Source organism: Haloarcula salina, from assembly GCF_010119195.1.
Lineage (GTDB): Archaea > Halobacteriota > Halobacteria > Halobacteriales > Haloarculaceae > Haloarcula > Haloarcula salina.
Genome location: NZ_WRXL01000006.1, coordinates 201,310 through 215,050, shown reverse-complemented (window position 1 = coordinate 215,050; position 13,741 = coordinate 201,310). Strand labels below are relative to the sequence as shown.

Genomic DNA, 13,741 nt, shown 5'->3' with positions numbered 1-13,741 from the left:
CTCACTCCAGCGCGCTCCGGACCGCTGCGGCGACACTGCGCGCCCGGTCGGCCAGGTTCTCGGGGACGTTCCCGCGCTCGACGGCGGCGTCGAGTTCGTCGTCGTCGACCCGCTCGACCGTCCCGTCGGCGTGTCTCACCACGTCGACGTGGAGGTCGACGTATCGGGCGGTGTCGGGGAAGACCTCGACCGGCGTGCAGACGTTGACGTAGGTCCCCTTCTTCGCCCCGTCGCGGTCGCGGTAGACGGTGGGATACCACCAGCGCCCCTCCTTCAGTTTGGTCTCGGCCACGTCGCCGGCCTCTTTCGGCACGCCCAGCGCGTCGTAGGTCCCCCCGGCACTCAGCTCGCGCTCGATGGTCACGGTGCCGTCGTCGTCGACCGACTGCACCTCGCCGCTGCCGAGCGTGATGAGGCGGCCGTCGGGCTTGCCGTGCCCGAGCGCGATCGACCCGCCGACCTGCGGGCCGAACTGCCGGGCCGTCACGGCGAACGGGAAGTCGGACTCGCCGGTCTCGGGCTCGTCGCACAGCGCCTCGACGTAGTCGACGGCGGCGCTGGCCGCGCGGTCGCCGGCCTTCACGCGGTGGTGGCCCGGCATCGTCGCCGTCACCTCGCGGCGGGCGTCGTCCAGCGCGAAGCGGCTCTCGCGACCGAACCAGCACCACGTCGTCGCCAGTCCTGGGTGGTGACAGACGGGCGCGCTCTCTGCCGGTGCGTCGGCGTCGGCCAGCGTCGCGTCGATCTCGGCCGCCCGCTCGTTCGCCGCCTCCAGGGCGTCGGCCAGCGCATCGAAGCTGGCGTCCTCGCTCGCCCCCTCCCAGGAGACGCCCCAGCCGTCCCGCGGGTCCGCGGCGATCACGTCGAGCATCGCCGGGCCGCCGGTCCCCGACGACGGGCCGCTCCCGCCGCGCACGAGCGAGAGGAGTTCGCCGCGGACGGCGACCGTCGTGTCCAGCACGGGTCGGTCGTCGTCCCACGGCGCGCTCGCCTCGACGACCTGCACGCGGACGGCGTCGCCCGTCTCGACGCGCTCGGCCGACGACGAGTAGGGGAGAAACCCCTCGCCGTCACCGAGGTCGACGACCGCGCCGCTGCCCAGCGTCTCCGTCACCGTCCCGTCGTAGACCGCGCCCACCGGCGTCGGGTCGTCCCACGCGAGCGCGTCGCGGCCCACGTCGGTCAGGCGATCGACGACCGCGGCCGCGGCGTCGCGCTCGCCGACCACGCCGACGCCCTGCTGGTCGCCCGTCGTCTCCACGGTCACGGCCGCCCGCTCGTCGGCGAACGCGCCGTCGAAGCGCGCTTCGATGGGGCCCGACGCCTGGACGATATCGTGGCCGTCCTCTCGAAGGAGGCGGGTCAGTGCCGTCGCGTAGATGCCCCTGACCCTGACGGTCATAGCGCGTCCTCGTCGGCGGCAAAGCGCACCCGGTCGTGGACCGTCGGGCCGAGCGACAGCTCGATCACCTCGTCGCTCAGGACCCGCCCGCCCTCGACGGGGACCCCCCACCGCTCGAAGCGCAGGTAGCCGCGGATGTCGTCGGCGTGGGTGAACAGGTCGCAATACTCGACGGCGTGTTCCTGAATCTCGCTGGCGCTGTGAGCGCGGTCCATGTCCGAGTACACCGTCTCTCGGTCGTCGAAGAACGCTTCGAGGTCGGCGGCGGCCTCGTCGGTCGCGTCGACGACGGCGTCCGACGCCGCCGCGATGGTGTCCTGGTCGACGCCGGCCTCGCGGAGCGCACGCTGTTCGCGCTGCGTGAAGTGCATGTCTGGGAGTCCGCGACGGCCGACAAAAACAGTGCGGAAACTCAGACGACCATCGCGTTCAGCACGAGCATCAGCAGGCCGAACAGCATCCCGAAGGCGACGATCGTCCGGGGGTCGATGCGAATCGTGTTCTGGTCTTCGGCGTCGAAGTACCGGACCAGCCCGGCACTGGACATCAGCCCGCCGCTATCGCTACTCATACACCGAACTGTCTCGTCGGTGGCGGTAAGCCTTTCGGGTCTCGTCGCCGGTCGTGCGCCCGCAACTGCACATGGATAACCCTTATCTGACACCACAGACTAAGCCGAAGAGAGCACAATGACCGTTACACTGAAAGACTTCTACGCGGACTGGTGTGGCCCCTGCAAGACTCAGGATCCGATTCTGGAGGACTTGGAGTCCGAGTGGACGGACGTGGAGTTCGAGAAGATCAACGTCGACGAGGAGCAGGACGTCGCCAACGAGTACCAGGTCCGCTCCCTGCCGACGCTCATCGTCGAGAACGACGACGGCATCGTCGAGCGCTTCGTCGGCGTCACGCAGGCCGACGACATCGAGGACGCGCTCCAGCAGGCCTCGGCGTAACGACGCAGTCTTTTGCGGTTCGTCACACTGCCCAGTAGCGGCCGCGCCAGCGTCTTGTCGCTGGCGTCGAAAGGGCGGGGTGGCCGCCGAAGCAGGCCCCGCGATGACAGTGCTGCCGGCGGCTGTGCAGTCGCAGCAGGCATACCGCGCGCCGGCGGCGCGCGGTTTCACTCCGAGTGCGGCCGCAGGCCGCGACTCGGAGGTCGTTTTTAGCGTAGATTTTTGCGAACCCGCTCCCCGCAGCGCGCTCTGCGAGCGCGCGAGGAGAGGGGGTGACGTAAAAAGGTACTAGTGGAACTTCACGCCGAGGTCGTGCATCCCGTCGTTGTGCCGGGCGACGTTGATGAGCAGCGGCGTCAGTCCCTCGATCTCGGCGGCGTTGGCGAGCGGGCCGCCGTCGAGCGCGCGCAGTCCTTCGATACCCTCGGCCAGTTCGCAGACGGTGTCCTTGGCGTCGGTGTCGTCGCCGACGACGATGGTGTCCCAGTCGAGGTCGGCGTCCAGGTTGGCGAGGCGGCCGGCCGCGAGGTTGTGGAACGCGCCGACGACGGGCGTGTCGTCCGGGGCGGCGTTGGCGGCCAGTTGCGTGACGCTGCCGGCGCCGGGGCGGTTGTAGTGGAAGCCGTCCTCGTCGCGCTGCATCCCCACGGCCGGGGCGACCAGCGTCGCGTCGTCGAGTTCGTCGGCGACCGACTCGACGGTGTCCGTCAGGTGGTACGCCGGGACGGCGGCGACGACCACGTCAGCGCGGGCGGCGGCCGCCTCGTTCCCGAGACCGTCGATGGTCACGTCGTCGAGCCCGCGACTCGTCAGTTCCGTCTCGTACTCCTCGGCTTTCGTCTCCGCCTTCTCCGCCTTGCGCGAGCCGATGATGATCGTGTGGTTCGTGTCGTAGGCCCACCGGAGGGCGAGGCCCTGTCCGATGTCACCGGTGCCACCGAGCAACGCGATGTCCATACCTACGGGGTCGGACGACCACCGAATAAACGTTGTGCGACAGGCGCACTCGGTTACGTGTACTCCGCCCACGCCCGGTCGAAGCCGCCGGCGAAGGAGACGTACAGTCCGGTTCCGAGTCCCAGCAGGTACGCGAGCCACTGCGCTGCGATACCCAGCGGGGTCGAGTGGCCGAGGAGGAGGTCCAGCAGGATGGTGAGCGGGACGGTCACGAAGAACAGCGCGAGGATGAACAGCGCGACCCGGCCCGGTCGGTGCGCGGACGCGAGGATATCGTCGTGGCGGCGCATCGTCCAGTAGGCCGCGAGCAGCGCGACGACCTGGCAGCCGACGGCGTACGCCGGGACCAGGTCGACGGTGGGCTCGCGGATGACCGCGCCGCCGACGATGCCGGCCCAGAGGCTCACGAGAATCGCCCAGCCCGCGGTCGACAGTCGTCGCATACTGGGGGACTCTGGCCCATCGGTGAAATCGGTGCCGTTTGCGGACGGCGGTCCGTCGTCGCGTGCGGTCCCGCTCACGCCGACTCGAGTAGGTCCGGCAGGTCGGTCACAGATTCGACGACGGCGCTCGCGCCGGCCGCGGCGAAGGCCCGTCTGCCCGCCTCGCCAGTCAGCCCGCCGGTGAGGACGCCGACGCCGTAGTACACGCGGTCGTCGTCCGCCGCGTCGGCGTTGACCGCCGTCTCCACGTCGTCGAGCGTGTCGCCCACGAAGGCGATCCGCTCGGCGTCGAAGCGCTCGCCGAGGGTCACCAGCGCCGTCGGATGGGGCTTGCCCTCCTCCCAGTCGTCCATCGTGAAGCGGTGCTCGTCGGGGAGGTCGAGCCCGACGCGTTCGAGCGCGATGTCGGCCTCGGCCGCGGGACGGCCGGTGACGACGCCGACGGCGAAGCGCTCGCGCAGGTCCGACAGCGTCGCCTCGTCGAGCAACAGCGGCTCGTCGTTGATGTAGCCCGGCGCGTCGAACGGCGGTTCGCCGCCCTCGAGGTCGCGGTACAGCTCCGACCCGAGGTACAGCGCCTGGAACACGTCGCGGAGCCGCTCGGGGTCCCAGTCGTCGAAGACGCGCTCGGCCGCCGGTTCGTCGAGGAGGTCGCGGACCACGGCCTCGGCCGCGTCGAGGCCGCCGCCGCGCTCGGCGACGGCGTCGGTGAAGGCCGCCACGTCGCTGACCGCGGACTCGCGGCGGGCGAGGACCAGCAGCGCCGCGGCATACGTCAGTTCCCAGTCGTTGTTGAAACCGCCGGCGTCCTTGAACCGCTGGATCGCCGCCTTCTCGATCGTGTCGCCGTACACTCGGTCGACGGACTCGACGATGGCGCGGCGGTAGGAGTCGGCCACGTCCACAAGTACGCCGTCGATGTCGAGGACGACCGCGTCGACTTTCATGGCCGGGCGAACGCGGGCCTCACTCAAGCGCCTTGCTATCCCGCGCCCGGTACAGCGTCTCGCCGCCCGGGAGCTGCTCGCGCTCGACGGCGACCGCCGGCTGGTCGCCCCCGAGCGTCGTGAACCAGCACGCCGCGCCGACCGACCGCGCGACCGCCAGCAGCGGTCGATGGAGCTCCGGGGGAAGATTCCGCGCGAACACCACGTCGGCCCCCTCGTACACCGACCGGTCGGGGTCGAGCACGTCGTCCACGACGAACGCGACGCCGTCGGGGACCGGTCGCTCGTAGACGTCCGTCGCCGTCACGTCGACGCCGCGCTCGGCGAGCGCCGCCGCCACGTCCGGCCGGTTTCCGACGCCGACCTCGACGACGGAATCGACGGACGCCAATCGCGCGACGAGGGCCTCGGTGGGGTCGTTCACGTCGCGAGATTTATGCCACGCCGGCGCATATGCGTTCGCATGCACGTCGACATCGTGCCGGTGGGCGAGGTCTCCGCGCAGGTCAAGCGCGAGGCCTCCGACGGACTCCGCTCCGTCTACGACTGTGAGGTCTCGATGCACGAGCCACAGTCCGTCCCCGCCGGCGCGTACGATGGGGACCGCGACCAGTACCGCGCCGAGGAGTTCATCGACCTCGCCCGGCGCGTCGGCTCCGGCGGCAAGAACATCGCCATCACCCCAAAGGACCTCTTCTATCGCCGGCGCAACTACGTCTTCGGCCTCGCCTACCTGGGCGGGTCGGGCAGCGTCATCTCCACGTACCGCCTCCAGACATCCTCCGACGGCGGCTTCTCGAACCGCTCGGCCGGCGAAATCTTCTCTCAGCGCGTCCGAAAGGAGGTCGTCCACGAGGTCGGCCACACGCTCGGCCTCGAACACTGCGACAACAAGCGCTGCGTAATGAACTTCTCGCCCACCGCCAGGCAGGTCGACGTGAAGGAAGTCTCGCTGTGTGGCTCCTGCCAGCGTCACGTGCTCTGACCGGGCACGTCGCTTGCTGGATACGGTCCACGCTCGGTAGCGCGCGTTGCTTGCCCGTCTCTCGTGCCGTGACGGAATCGACGAACGAACCGCAACCACCCTGTGTGTATCACACTCGGCACTGTCCGGTGCAGAGACTGTCGCGCTCGCGGCGCGGTTCGGGATGTGCACCACCGTGACACACAAGAGTCGTTTTGAGCCTTGGGCAGCTACTTAGTGGGGCTGTGATTTGATTCTGTATGGACCGTCGCTACGGACTCGTCGCACTCGTCGCGCTCGGTATCGGCGTGGTCGCTTTCACGACCGTGTGGGCTCCGCAAGCAACCACACCGGGATCCGAGCAGACGTATCCCGCGGGAGCGGGGCCGGATCACATCAACTTCACGGCGCTCGAAGCGGACGAGGCGAACGTATCGCACACGCCGCGGTCGCACTGGGACTCGTACGCCATCGTCTACACCGCTCCGCCCGACCGCCGACTCGTGGAAGGAGACTATTACATCGACTCCTCGACGGGTGAGATACTCACAGACCGGTGGCACAACGCGACGGTCTATCGGAACGGGACCACCTACGCGTTCGTCCAGCCGGCCGACAGTCTCCCGGCCCACCAACGCGAGCAGTTCACGTCTGACCCGCAGTTCGTCTACGACAACGCCACCGACGCGTACTACAGATACGACCCACACTACGGACAGATTGCCCCCACCAACATCGGCCGCCATCCCGACATCCTCGGCGCGTACACGTGGACGGCCACCAACAGGACGACCCATCACGGTGTCCCCGTCATCACGTATCGCGTTTCGGGCGAACGGACGACAGCCGCCGACGTTCCACCGGCTCTCAACGGCACCCTCCGGCTGGGGGCCGAGGACGGGATCGTCTACGCGTTCGACATCACACTCGACGCGGCCGAGCGCGAGTATCGGTACACGTACGACGTCCACCCCGCTCCCTTCCCGGACCACGGCTGGGTCGAGACAGCCAGAGAGCTCGCCGCCGCGAACGAGTCCGCCACGTGAGAGGCCGGCTGTCACGACTGCATCGCTCTCCAGCGCTTCGTGTCACCTCACTCACGCAGAGTCGGACCGAGCCGGATGGACGCCATCGGATTCCGACGCCACGAGCGAGGTACGCAAGCGTCCGACCGCCACCGGCGCGCGGTTCACGTCCCGCTCGCAGGGCGGTAGGATTGCACTACATTTTCGCAGGCGGGAGTGCCCGCAGCGAGCGAAGCGTCCGCGCCCGCTCTATGACGGAACAATTCAGTTCGGCGAGTAGTAGTACTCGCCGGCGTTCTTCTGCTCGCGGTCCAGTTGCGAGCCCGGCTTGTTGATGCGCGGGCGTGAGGTCCGCTCGTCGCGGCGGAAGGTGATGTCGAGGTTCTCGAGGAACTCGTTCATCCCCTCGCGCATCCCCTGTGGCGGCGCGGCGCGGCCGCGCTTTGCCGGCTCGCCCTCGAAGACGAGCAGGCGGTCCGACAGCAGGTCGATCATGTAGATGTCGTGGTCGATGACCAGCGCCGTCGCGTCGTGGTTCTCGGCGTAGCGCCGGATGGCGGAGGTGGCGAGCACCCGCTGTTCCACGTCCAGATGCGCCGAGGGCTCGTCGAGCAGGTAGAGGTCGGCGTCCTTCGAGAGGCAGGCCGCGATGGCGACGCGCTGGCGCTCGCCGCCCGAGAGGTCGGTCAGTTGCTGCTCCATCACTGACTCCAGCTGGAGCGGCTGGGCGATCTCGGTGGTCCAGTACGACGAGCCGAAGTCGTCGGTGATCGAGGCGAGGAACGCGTCGACGCGCATCGGCTGGTCGATCTCGATGTACTGGGGCTTGTACGCGATGTCGAGGTCGCTGTCGACCGCGCCCTCGGTCGGCTCGAGGCGGCCGGCGAGCATCTTCGCGAACGTGGACTTCCCGATGCCGTTCGGGCCGACGACGCCGAGGACCTCGCTCTCGCGGATGGTCCCGGCATCGACGGAGAGCGAGAACTCGCCCTCGCCGTAGCTCTTCTCGAGTTCGGGGTACTCGATGACCACGTCGCCGGTCGAGGCGGTCCGGGGGGCGTGCTCCTCGAACTCGATCTCGGTCTGGCGGATCCGCATGTTCTCGTTCTCGAGGAAGCCCGAGAGGTACTCGTTGATGCCCTTCTTCGTCGACTTGGGCGACGTGACGATACCGAACGCGCCGGGGGTCCCGTAGGCGACGTTGATGTTGTCGGCGAGCAGGTCGAGGATGGCGAGGTCGTGCTCGACGACGAGCATCGAGCGGTCCCCGTCCTCGGCGAGTTCGCGGATGAGCCGCGCCGCGGTCATGCGCTGGCCGATGTCGAGGTAGGGCGTGATCTCGTCGAGGAAGTAGAAGTCGGCGTCGCGGGCCAGCGTCGCGACCAGGGCGACGCGCTGGAGCTCGCCGCCGGAGAGGTCGCCGATGTGGCTGTCGACGACGGGCGCGATGCCGGTCCGCTCGACGAGATAGTCGAGCTCGCCGCGCTCGTCGGTCCGTTCGAGCAGCTCCGCCGCCGTCCCGTCGAACTGGTCGGGGATGCGGTCGACGTACTGGGGCTTGCGCGCGACGCTCACGTCGCCGTCGCGGAGCTGTTCGAGGTACTCTTGCAGCGCCGTGCCGCGGTACTCGTCGAGGATCTCGTCCCACCCCGGCTCCTCGCCGTAGCGGCCCAGGTTGGGCTGCATCTCGTCGGCGAGGATGCGGACGGCGGTCGTCTTCCCGATGCCGTTCGGGCCCAGGATGCCGGTGACCTGCCCCTCGGTGGGGCTGGGGAGGCCGTACAGGGCGAACGCGTTCTCGCCGTAGCGGTGGACCGGCTCCTCGGTCAGTTCCTGCGGGAGGTTGATGATCTCGATGGCGTCGAACGGGCACTTGTTGACGCAGATGCCGCAGGACTCGCCCAGACAGATCTCCTCGGAGATGCGGACCTGGTCGGGCCCGCCCTCGAAGGGCTCGTCCTCCTCGTAGGCGTCCCCGCGCTTGACGATACACTCCTTCCCGCTGCGGTTCGGCGGGCAGTAGTTCATGCACTCGTAGTTACAGCGGTCGGGCTGACACCGCTCCAGGTCGACGACTGCGATGCTGTCCTCGGCCATGCTTACGCTCCCGTGGTCAGCAGGATGCCCCACGAGACGAACCAGAGCGCGAAGGTCATGAACCCGATGTAGAGAAAGTCCTTCGTCGAGAGGTCGTCCGTGTCGATGCCGATCACCCGCAGAATCGGGAACTGTGCCGCGACGGCGACCGCGACGACGAGGACGCCCTGCGGGTCCGATGCGCTCGTCGCGAGCGCGTTCGACCCGAACGCGGCGGCGATGCCAGCGACGGCCGTCAGCGTCGTGACAGTGAGCCCGCGCATGTGCGAGCTCATCCCGTCCGCCGTTTCCGTAGCCATACCTCACCTTCCACTACCCGCAACCAAAAGGGGCGCGGTTCGGGGCCGCTACTCGCCGTCGCGGCGAGGCCGACTCCTCAATCTTTATGCGGCCGGCGCTACTCGATACGGGTAATGACGGACTCTGACGGGGAGGACATCGCAGACCTTCCACCGAGCGCAAAGCTCGTGTACAAGGTTCTGGAGTACGACGGCCCGCTGACGCAGAAAGGCATCGTCGAGGAGTCGATGCTGTCGGCGCGGACCGTCCGCTACGCGCTGGAACGGCTCGACGAAGTCGGCGTCATCGAGGAAGACGTGTACTTCGCGGACGCGCGCCAGAACCTCTACGAGATCATCGACCAATCCGCGGAAGCCGACGCCGCCGTCTCGGACTGATTCCTTCTCTCTCACTCGCTCGAGCGCGTCCGTAGCGGCGTCTCTGTCGCGCTCACAGCGCCTCGATCACGTCGTCCGCCGACGCCACCGCCGCGAACTCGCCCCGAAGGTGCGCCAGCGCCGTCCGGTGAACCAGATCCGGCTCGAAGCGCTCGCCGTCGAGCGCGCGCTCGAAGGTCGCCGTCGCGTCACTCGCGACGACCACGTCGAACCCGCGGTTCTCGGCCATCCGCGCCGTCGTCGAGACGCAGTGGTCGGTCGTCAGCCCGCAGACGACGAGCGTCTCGTGGCCGCGCTCGCGGAGCCACGCCTCCAGGCCGGTGTCGACGAACGCGCCGTTGACGCGCTTCTCGAACGTCGCGTCTCCGGCTTTCGGCTCCAGTCCCGGCTTGAACGCGAAGCCCGGGTCGTCGCCCCGGAGCGGGGAGTCCGATTCGGTCGAGTCGTGGCGGACGTGGACCACGGGCAGGTCGCGCTCGCGCCACGCGGCCAGCAACCGCTCCGCGTTCGCCTCGGCGTCGGGGTTGTTCCGCGTGCCCCACCCCGGGTCGTCGAAGCCCCGCTGGAAGTCCACCAGCACGAGCACGGGGTCCGCGGGGAGCGAGAGCGCCGCCATCAGTCGGCCGGCTCCGGAGTCGATGCGTCGACGAGCCACTTCGACTTCGGGTGCTCGCGCGTCACGGTCATCGGGCACTCGTCGGGGGCCTCGGACTCCTCGGACGACAGCATGTACTGGGGCCACTCGCGGTCGCCGTCGACCCCCCAGTCGCCGATGTCGGCGTGGGGACAGACGCCGTCGTAGTCTTCCAGTCGGTCCTGGATGACCTCGCGGGCGTGCTGGCCGGCCTCGGTGTCGGCCGTCACGTCCAGGTCCTCGAACAGCGAGCGGGGCTGGAGCGTGATCTCCAGGCCGATCGGGCAGTAGCGGCTCTTTCGCGCGTCGTAGAACGGCGCGCGACACGTGGGGAACATCGGCTCGCCGCCGAAGCAGAACTCCCAGTAGGGGTCGTCGGTATCGGTCGGGATGTCCTCGGGCCACGGCGCCGGGTCGTGGACGTGCAGGAACTGGAGGATATGCCAGAGGCGGTCGTGGTACTCGGCTTCCGTCAGCGAGCGCTCGGGCGGGCGGAAGAACGTCACCAGCGAGGCCCGCTCGCTGTGGTCGCGGTACGTGTCGAGGTACGTCAGTATCGTCCGCCCGAGGTCGAACAGCGCGTCTGGGTCGCTGGTCGAGGGGACGGCCGTGTACAGCGGGACGCCGTCGCGGACCGACTCCGCGCCGAAGAAGCAGGGGAACGGCGTGTCGTTTCGCTCGCCGGTCAGTCCCGCGCTGAAGGTCCGCCAGTGCTCGGCCACCCAGTCGGGCGCGACGCCGCGGTCGACCTGCTCGACCAGCGTCGCCTGGTCCACCAGCCCGCCGACGACTGTGTCGCTCATACTCACACTGACGGACTCGAATCCAATTTAGCTGTCGCTTCCGTCGCGCTCTCCGCCGAATTCTACACGATCAGTCACCGAAATCTCGCCGCTCTCGACGATTCGACACCGGAGTCCGCCGCGGTGGACGAGCGCCTCACGGACGCCGGACTCGCCGAGATGGTCTTCCAGATACGCGCACGGTTCGCACAGCTCCGTTCCGACGCAGACGGCGTCGCCGACGCGGAATCGCTCGCCGACGAGGTGGTTCAGCGCGACCCCCGCCGTCGTGACGTTGCGCCGATGGGCTCCCGGTTCGAGGTCGATGCCGTGGTCGCGTTCGACCGCCGCGAGCGCCTCGGACTCGATGAGCGTCAGGTCACACCCCTCGCGGTCGGCGAACGTCCCCGACTCGTCGAAGTAGCGGTCGCCGCACAATCCCGCGCCCGCGACGGCCTCGACGCGCTCGACCGGCTCCGGCTCCGCTCCCCGCTCGGGCGTGACGTGGATCTGTGTGACGGTTCCGGTCATCGCGGGCCCTCCTACGACGGGACGACCGTGATCGTGCTGCCGCGGTCGATGGCGCGCTCCAGTTCCTCGGCGATGCCCGACCCGCGCGAGACCTGGATCTCGCCGCCGCGCGAGACGGTCGCGGTGAACAGGTACTCGCCGTCGGCCTGTAGCTCGACGGTGTCGCCGGAATGCCCGTCCAGCGGGACGATGACGTGCCGGGAGGTGACCTCCGGCTGGACGATCTCGCCCTGCTTGCCGCCGGAGTCGGTCTGCGGCCCGCCGGAGGGGCCCGTCGGGCGCTCCTCGAAGGTCCGCACGTCGATGTCGATGCCGAGGCGGTTCTCCACGTCGGAGATGCGGCCGCCGCCCTTGCCGATGACCTGCGAGATGTCGTCGTCCTCGACCCACACGACGGCGGTGTTCGGCCCGCGCAGTTCGACCTCGACGTGACCCCTCGCGATGGAGCGGATCTCGCGTTCGACCTCCTGCTTGGCGAGGCGGTCGACGCCGGAGTCAGGCTGGTCCTCGTCGTCGTTCAGCGGGACCGTGACGACCTGCCGGTTGAAGGTGTATATCTCGTACTCGGGGCGGCCCGTCTCGAAGTCCTTGATCATGATGACCGGTCGCGCGAGGTCCTCCTCCATCAGGCCCTGCGGGACCTTGACCTCGGTCGAGACGTCGTAGACGGTGTGGACCTCGCCGGCCTCGATGTAGACGACGGTGTCGACGATCTGCGGGATGAGGCCGAGTTCGACGCGGCCGATGAGGCGCTGGAGCGCGTCGATGGCGCGGGTCGCGTGGACGACGCCGACCATGCCGACGCCGGCCAGGCGCATGTCCGCGAACACCTCGAAGTCGTCGGTCTTTCGCACCTCGTCGTAGATGGTGTAGTCCGGCCGGACCATCAGCAGCGAGTCGGCCGTCTTCTCCATCGACCCGCCGAGTTCGGTGTACTGGGTGATGTTCGGCCCGACCTGGAGGTCACGTGGCTTCTCCATCGTCTTGACGGCGTAGTCGGCGTCGACGAGGAACTCGCCGACGGCCTGGGCGAACGTGGACTTCCCGGCCCCGGGCGACCCGGAGATGAGGACGCCGCGCTGGTGCTCGGTGAAGCGGTCGCGGAGCTCGTCGGCGTGCTCGTAGTCGTCCAAGTCCGTCTTGACGATGGGCCGCACGGCGGTGATCTCGCGTGCGTCCGAGAACGGCGGGCGCGCCATCGCGATGCGGAGGTCGCGGAACTGGACGATGGTCATGCCCGGCTCGTCGAGTTCGACGAAGCCGTCCGGCGACGACCGGGCGGCCTCCTCGACGTCCTCGGCGTACCCCCGCAGTTCCGCCTCCGTGGCGATGTCGTCGCGGATGGGCTGGTAGTGCATGTCGCCGATGGACCCCTTCTTCGCGTAGGGCTGGACCCCGACCTTGAGGTGGACGCTCATCGTCCCCTCGTCGAAGAAGTTCTCGATCTGGAGGCGGTCGACGGTGCGCCCGCGCGGCTCGACGAACTCCACGTCGAGGCCCTTCGCGCGGGCCACCTCCGCCTGCACGTCGTCGCTGGTCACGAGCGTCGCCCCGCGGTCCTGAGCCACGTCGCGGATGAGCGCGTCGATCTGGCCCTCGCCGGCCTCGCGCTTCTCGACGGCGTCGGGGCGGCGACCGACGTACTCCAGGTCGATGGTGCCGGAGTCGGCCAGGTCGACGAGCGTCTGAAGCTCTTCGAGGCCCTCCCAGCCGGTCTCGCGGCCGTCGTTGGCCTGCGCCTCGAGTTCGCCGACGACGGCTTCGGGGACGATGACTGTCGCGCCGGCGAAGCCCATGCCGTCCACGTCGGTGTCCGGGTCGGCGTCGGCTTCGATCTGCTCGGACACGCGGCCGTCGATGACCACGCTCGTGTCCGGTACGATTTCCATACGCTCCGTTGGAGGGCTGACGTTGAAAAGGGTGTGGAGTCGGTAGCCGGCGTTCGCGCCGCTACACCTGCCGCTGGAGTCGCATGCGAACCGCCCGGTCCGCGGCCGCGAGTCCGGGCTGGCCGAACTCCTGTGCAGACAGTTCGCGGACCCAGAGCGTCCGAACCAGTTCCCTGAGACCCTCGTCCTCGCCGACGACTCGGACGGAGTCGTCGGTCGCGTCCGCGACCGCTACGTGCTCGTTCCCGCGGGCCGCGCGGCGGAGTTCGGTTGCCGAGTCGGACGTGAGACCGTCGACCGTTTGCTCGCGTCGCATCGTGTAGTTGCTATGCGAAAGCGCGGAATAGCACCACTCCCGAATTGTTTGGGCACCTCATCCCGGCTGGCCCACCGATGCCACCCTCCGCCCCTGACTTTTTGGCCCGGCCGCTCCCCGA

At 68.9% G+C, this 13,741-nt stretch carries 18 protein-coding genes; 4 read left to right on the top strand and 14 right to left on the bottom strand.

Annotated elements, in window-relative coordinates:
• Nucleotide 1 precedes the first annotated feature (1 nt).
• From GM656_RS16205 to GM656_RS16195, 3 genes are read right to left on the bottom strand one after another with little or no spacing between them, the layout of a single operon-like run.
• A complete protein-coding gene (locus GM656_RS16205) occupies nucleotides 2–1,402 on the bottom strand; it encodes a DUF402 domain-containing protein (protein WP_162414722.1) in 1,401 nt (466 codons plus the stop codon).
• On the bottom strand, nucleotides 1,399–1,773 hold the full coding sequence (locus GM656_RS16200) for a DUF7532 family protein (RefSeq protein WP_162414721.1): 375 nt from the start codon (nucleotides 1,771–1,773) through the stop codon (nucleotides 1,399–1,401). The genes GM656_RS16205 and GM656_RS16200 overlap by 4 nt, the downstream gene beginning before the upstream one ends.
• Before the next feature lie 41 nt (nucleotides 1,774–1,814).
• A complete protein-coding gene (locus tag GM656_RS16195; RefSeq protein WP_162414720.1) occupies nucleotides 1,815–1,973 on the bottom strand; it encodes a preprotein translocase subunit Sec61beta in 159 nt (52 codons plus the stop codon).
• A gap of 118 nt (nucleotides 1,974–2,091) precedes the next feature.
• On the opposite strand from GM656_RS16195, the gene GM656_RS16190 reads away from it, so the two are divergent.
• Complete coding sequence (locus GM656_RS16190; protein WP_162414719.1) at nucleotides 2,092–2,358, top strand: thioredoxin domain-containing protein; 267 nt, start codon at nucleotides 2,092–2,094, stop codon at nucleotides 2,356–2,358.
• 288 nt (nucleotides 2,359–2,646) lie between these two features.
• On the opposite strand, the gene npdG is transcribed toward GM656_RS16190, so the two are convergent.
• The 4 genes from npdG to GM656_RS16170 all read right to left on the bottom strand — a co-directional run bounded on the left by npdG (nucleotide 2,647) and on the right by GM656_RS16170 (nucleotide 5,129).
• On the bottom strand, nucleotides 2,647–3,315 hold the full coding sequence (gene npdG, locus GM656_RS16185; RefSeq protein ID WP_162414718.1) for an NADPH-dependent F420 reductase: 669 nt from the start codon (nucleotides 3,313–3,315) through the stop codon (nucleotides 2,647–2,649).
• Nucleotides 3,316–3,368: 53 nt separating this feature from the next.
• Nucleotides 3,369–3,758 carry a hypothetical protein gene (locus tag GM656_RS16180; RefSeq protein ID WP_162414717.1) on the bottom strand — a complete coding sequence of 130 codons (390 nt, stop codon included), beginning with the start codon at nucleotides 3,756–3,758 and terminating at the stop codon, nucleotides 3,369–3,371.
• A gap of 74 nt (nucleotides 3,759–3,832) precedes the next feature.
• The gene (locus tag GM656_RS16175) at nucleotides 3,833–4,705 is read right to left on the bottom strand and encodes a TIGR01548 family HAD-type hydrolase (RefSeq protein ID WP_162414716.1); all 873 of its coding nucleotides are present in this window, start codon (nucleotides 4,703–4,705) and stop codon (nucleotides 3,833–3,835) included.
• 19 nt (nucleotides 4,706–4,724) lie between these two features.
• Nucleotides 4,725–5,129, bottom strand: a complete 405-nt coding sequence (locus GM656_RS16170) for a UPF0146 family protein (protein ID WP_162414715.1) — start codon at nucleotides 5,127–5,129, stop codon at nucleotides 4,725–4,727.
• Between the two features lie 39 nt (nucleotides 5,130–5,168).
• Here GM656_RS16170 and GM656_RS16165 point away from each other — a divergent pair, with 39 nt between their 5' ends.
• Entirely contained in the window at nucleotides 5,169–5,690 is a 522-nt protein-coding gene (locus GM656_RS16165; RefSeq protein ID WP_162414714.1) for an archaemetzincin family Zn-dependent metalloprotease, read from the top strand.
• A gap of 239 nt (nucleotides 5,691–5,929) precedes the next feature.
• The gene (locus GM656_RS16160) at nucleotides 5,930–6,715 is read left to right on the top strand and encodes a hypothetical protein (protein WP_162414713.1); all 786 of its coding nucleotides are present in this window, start codon (nucleotides 5,930–5,932) and stop codon (nucleotides 6,713–6,715) included.
• A gap of 243 nt (nucleotides 6,716–6,958) precedes the next feature.
• Here GM656_RS16160 and GM656_RS16155 read toward each other — a convergent pair whose 3' ends face one another.
• A complete protein-coding gene (locus GM656_RS16155) occupies nucleotides 6,959–8,791 on the bottom strand; it encodes a ribosome biogenesis/translation initiation ATPase RLI (protein ID WP_162414712.1) in 1,833 nt (610 codons plus the stop codon).
• 2 nt (nucleotides 8,792–8,793) lie between these two features.
• Entirely contained in the window at nucleotides 8,794–9,090 is a 297-nt protein-coding gene (locus tag GM656_RS16150; protein WP_367397974.1) for an EMC6-like membrane protein, read from the bottom strand.
• 114 nt (nucleotides 9,091–9,204) lie between these two features.
• On the opposite strand from GM656_RS16150, the gene GM656_RS16145 reads away from it, so the two are divergent.
• A complete protein-coding gene (locus GM656_RS16145; RefSeq protein ID WP_162414711.1) occupies nucleotides 9,205–9,468 on the top strand; it encodes an ArsR family transcriptional regulator in 264 nt (87 codons plus the stop codon).
• Nucleotides 9,469–9,520: 52 nt separating this feature from the next.
• Here GM656_RS16145 and GM656_RS16140 read toward each other — a convergent pair whose 3' ends face one another.
• The 5 genes from GM656_RS16140 to GM656_RS16120 form a co-directional block, all read right to left on the bottom strand.
• A complete protein-coding gene (locus GM656_RS16140; protein ID WP_162414710.1) occupies nucleotides 9,521–10,084 on the bottom strand; it encodes a cysteine hydrolase family protein in 564 nt (187 codons plus the stop codon).
• Entirely contained in the window at nucleotides 10,084–10,905 is an 822-nt protein-coding gene (locus tag GM656_RS16135; protein WP_162414709.1) for a YqcI/YcgG family protein, read from the bottom strand. Before GM656_RS16135 ends, GM656_RS16140 begins: the two co-directional genes overlap by 1 nt.
• A 27-nt stretch (nucleotides 10,906–10,932) precedes the next feature.
• Nucleotides 10,933–11,415, bottom strand: a complete 483-nt coding sequence (locus GM656_RS16130) for an MOSC domain-containing protein (RefSeq protein ID WP_162414708.1) — start codon at nucleotides 11,413–11,415, stop codon at nucleotides 10,933–10,935.
• Nucleotides 11,416–11,426: 11 nt separating this feature from the next.
• The gene (locus tag GM656_RS16125) at nucleotides 11,427–13,304 is read right to left on the bottom strand and encodes a PINc/VapC family ATPase (RefSeq protein ID WP_162414707.1); all 1,878 of its coding nucleotides are present in this window, start codon (nucleotides 13,302–13,304) and stop codon (nucleotides 11,427–11,429) included.
• A gap of 61 nt (nucleotides 13,305–13,365) precedes the next feature.
• Nucleotides 13,366–13,620, bottom strand: a complete 255-nt coding sequence (locus tag GM656_RS16120) for a hypothetical protein (RefSeq protein WP_162414706.1) — start codon at nucleotides 13,618–13,620, stop codon at nucleotides 13,366–13,368.
• Between the last annotated feature and the right edge of the window lie 121 nt (nucleotides 13,621–13,741).

Excerpts from the sequence above, each read along its gene's own strand:
- GM656_RS16140 (WP_162414710.1), bottom strand. The coding sequence starts at position 10,084 with ATGGCGGCGCTCTCGCTCCCCGCGGACCCCGTGCTCGTGCTGGTGGAC.
- GM656_RS16120 (WP_162414706.1), bottom strand. The coding sequence starts at position 13,620 with ATGCGACGCGAGCAAACGGTCGACGGTCTCACGTCCGACTCGGCAACC.
- GM656_RS16125 (WP_162414707.1), bottom strand. The coding sequence starts at position 13,304 with ATGGAAATCGTACCGGACACGAGCGTGGTCATCGACGGCCGCGTGTCC.
- GM656_RS16190 (WP_162414719.1), top strand. The coding sequence starts at position 2,092 with ATGACCGTTACACTGAAAGACTTCTACGCGGACTGGTGTGGCCCCTGC.
- GM656_RS16150 (WP_367397974.1), bottom strand. The coding sequence starts at position 9,090 with ATGGCTACGGAAACGGCGGACGGGATGAGCTCGCACATGCGCGGGCTC.
- GM656_RS16130 (WP_162414708.1), bottom strand. The coding sequence starts at position 11,415 with ATGACCGGAACCGTCACACAGATCCACGTCACGCCCGAGCGGGGAGCG.
- npdG (WP_162414718.1), bottom strand. The coding sequence starts at position 3,315 with ATGGACATCGCGTTGCTCGGTGGCACCGGTGACATCGGACAGGGCCTC.
- GM656_RS16180 (WP_162414717.1), bottom strand. The coding sequence starts at position 3,758 with ATGCGACGACTGTCGACCGCGGGCTGGGCGATTCTCGTGAGCCTCTGG.
- GM656_RS16155 (WP_162414712.1), bottom strand. The coding sequence starts at position 8,791 with ATGGCCGAGGACAGCATCGCAGTCGTCGACCTGGAGCGGTGTCAGCCC.
- GM656_RS16165 (WP_162414714.1), top strand. The coding sequence starts at position 5,169 with ATGCACGTCGACATCGTGCCGGTGGGCGAGGTCTCCGCGCAGGTCAAG.
- GM656_RS16200 (WP_162414721.1), bottom strand. The coding sequence starts at position 1,773 with ATGCACTTCACGCAGCGCGAACAGCGTGCGCTCCGCGAGGCCGGCGTC.
- GM656_RS16195 (WP_162414720.1), bottom strand. The coding sequence starts at position 1,973 with ATGAGTAGCGATAGCGGCGGGCTGATGTCCAGTGCCGGGCTGGTCCGG.
- GM656_RS16205 (WP_162414722.1), bottom strand. The coding sequence starts at position 1,402 with ATGACCGTCAGGGTCAGGGGCATCTACGCGACGGCACTGACCCGCCTC.
- GM656_RS16145 (WP_162414711.1), top strand. The coding sequence starts at position 9,205 with ATGACGGACTCTGACGGGGAGGACATCGCAGACCTTCCACCGAGCGCA.
- GM656_RS16135 (WP_162414709.1), bottom strand. The coding sequence starts at position 10,905 with ATGAGCGACACAGTCGTCGGCGGGCTGGTGGACCAGGCGACGCTGGTC.
- GM656_RS16175 (WP_162414716.1), bottom strand. The coding sequence starts at position 4,705 with ATGAAAGTCGACGCGGTCGTCCTCGACATCGACGGCGTACTTGTGGAC.
- GM656_RS16160 (WP_162414713.1), top strand. The coding sequence starts at position 5,930 with ATGGACCGTCGCTACGGACTCGTCGCACTCGTCGCGCTCGGTATCGGC.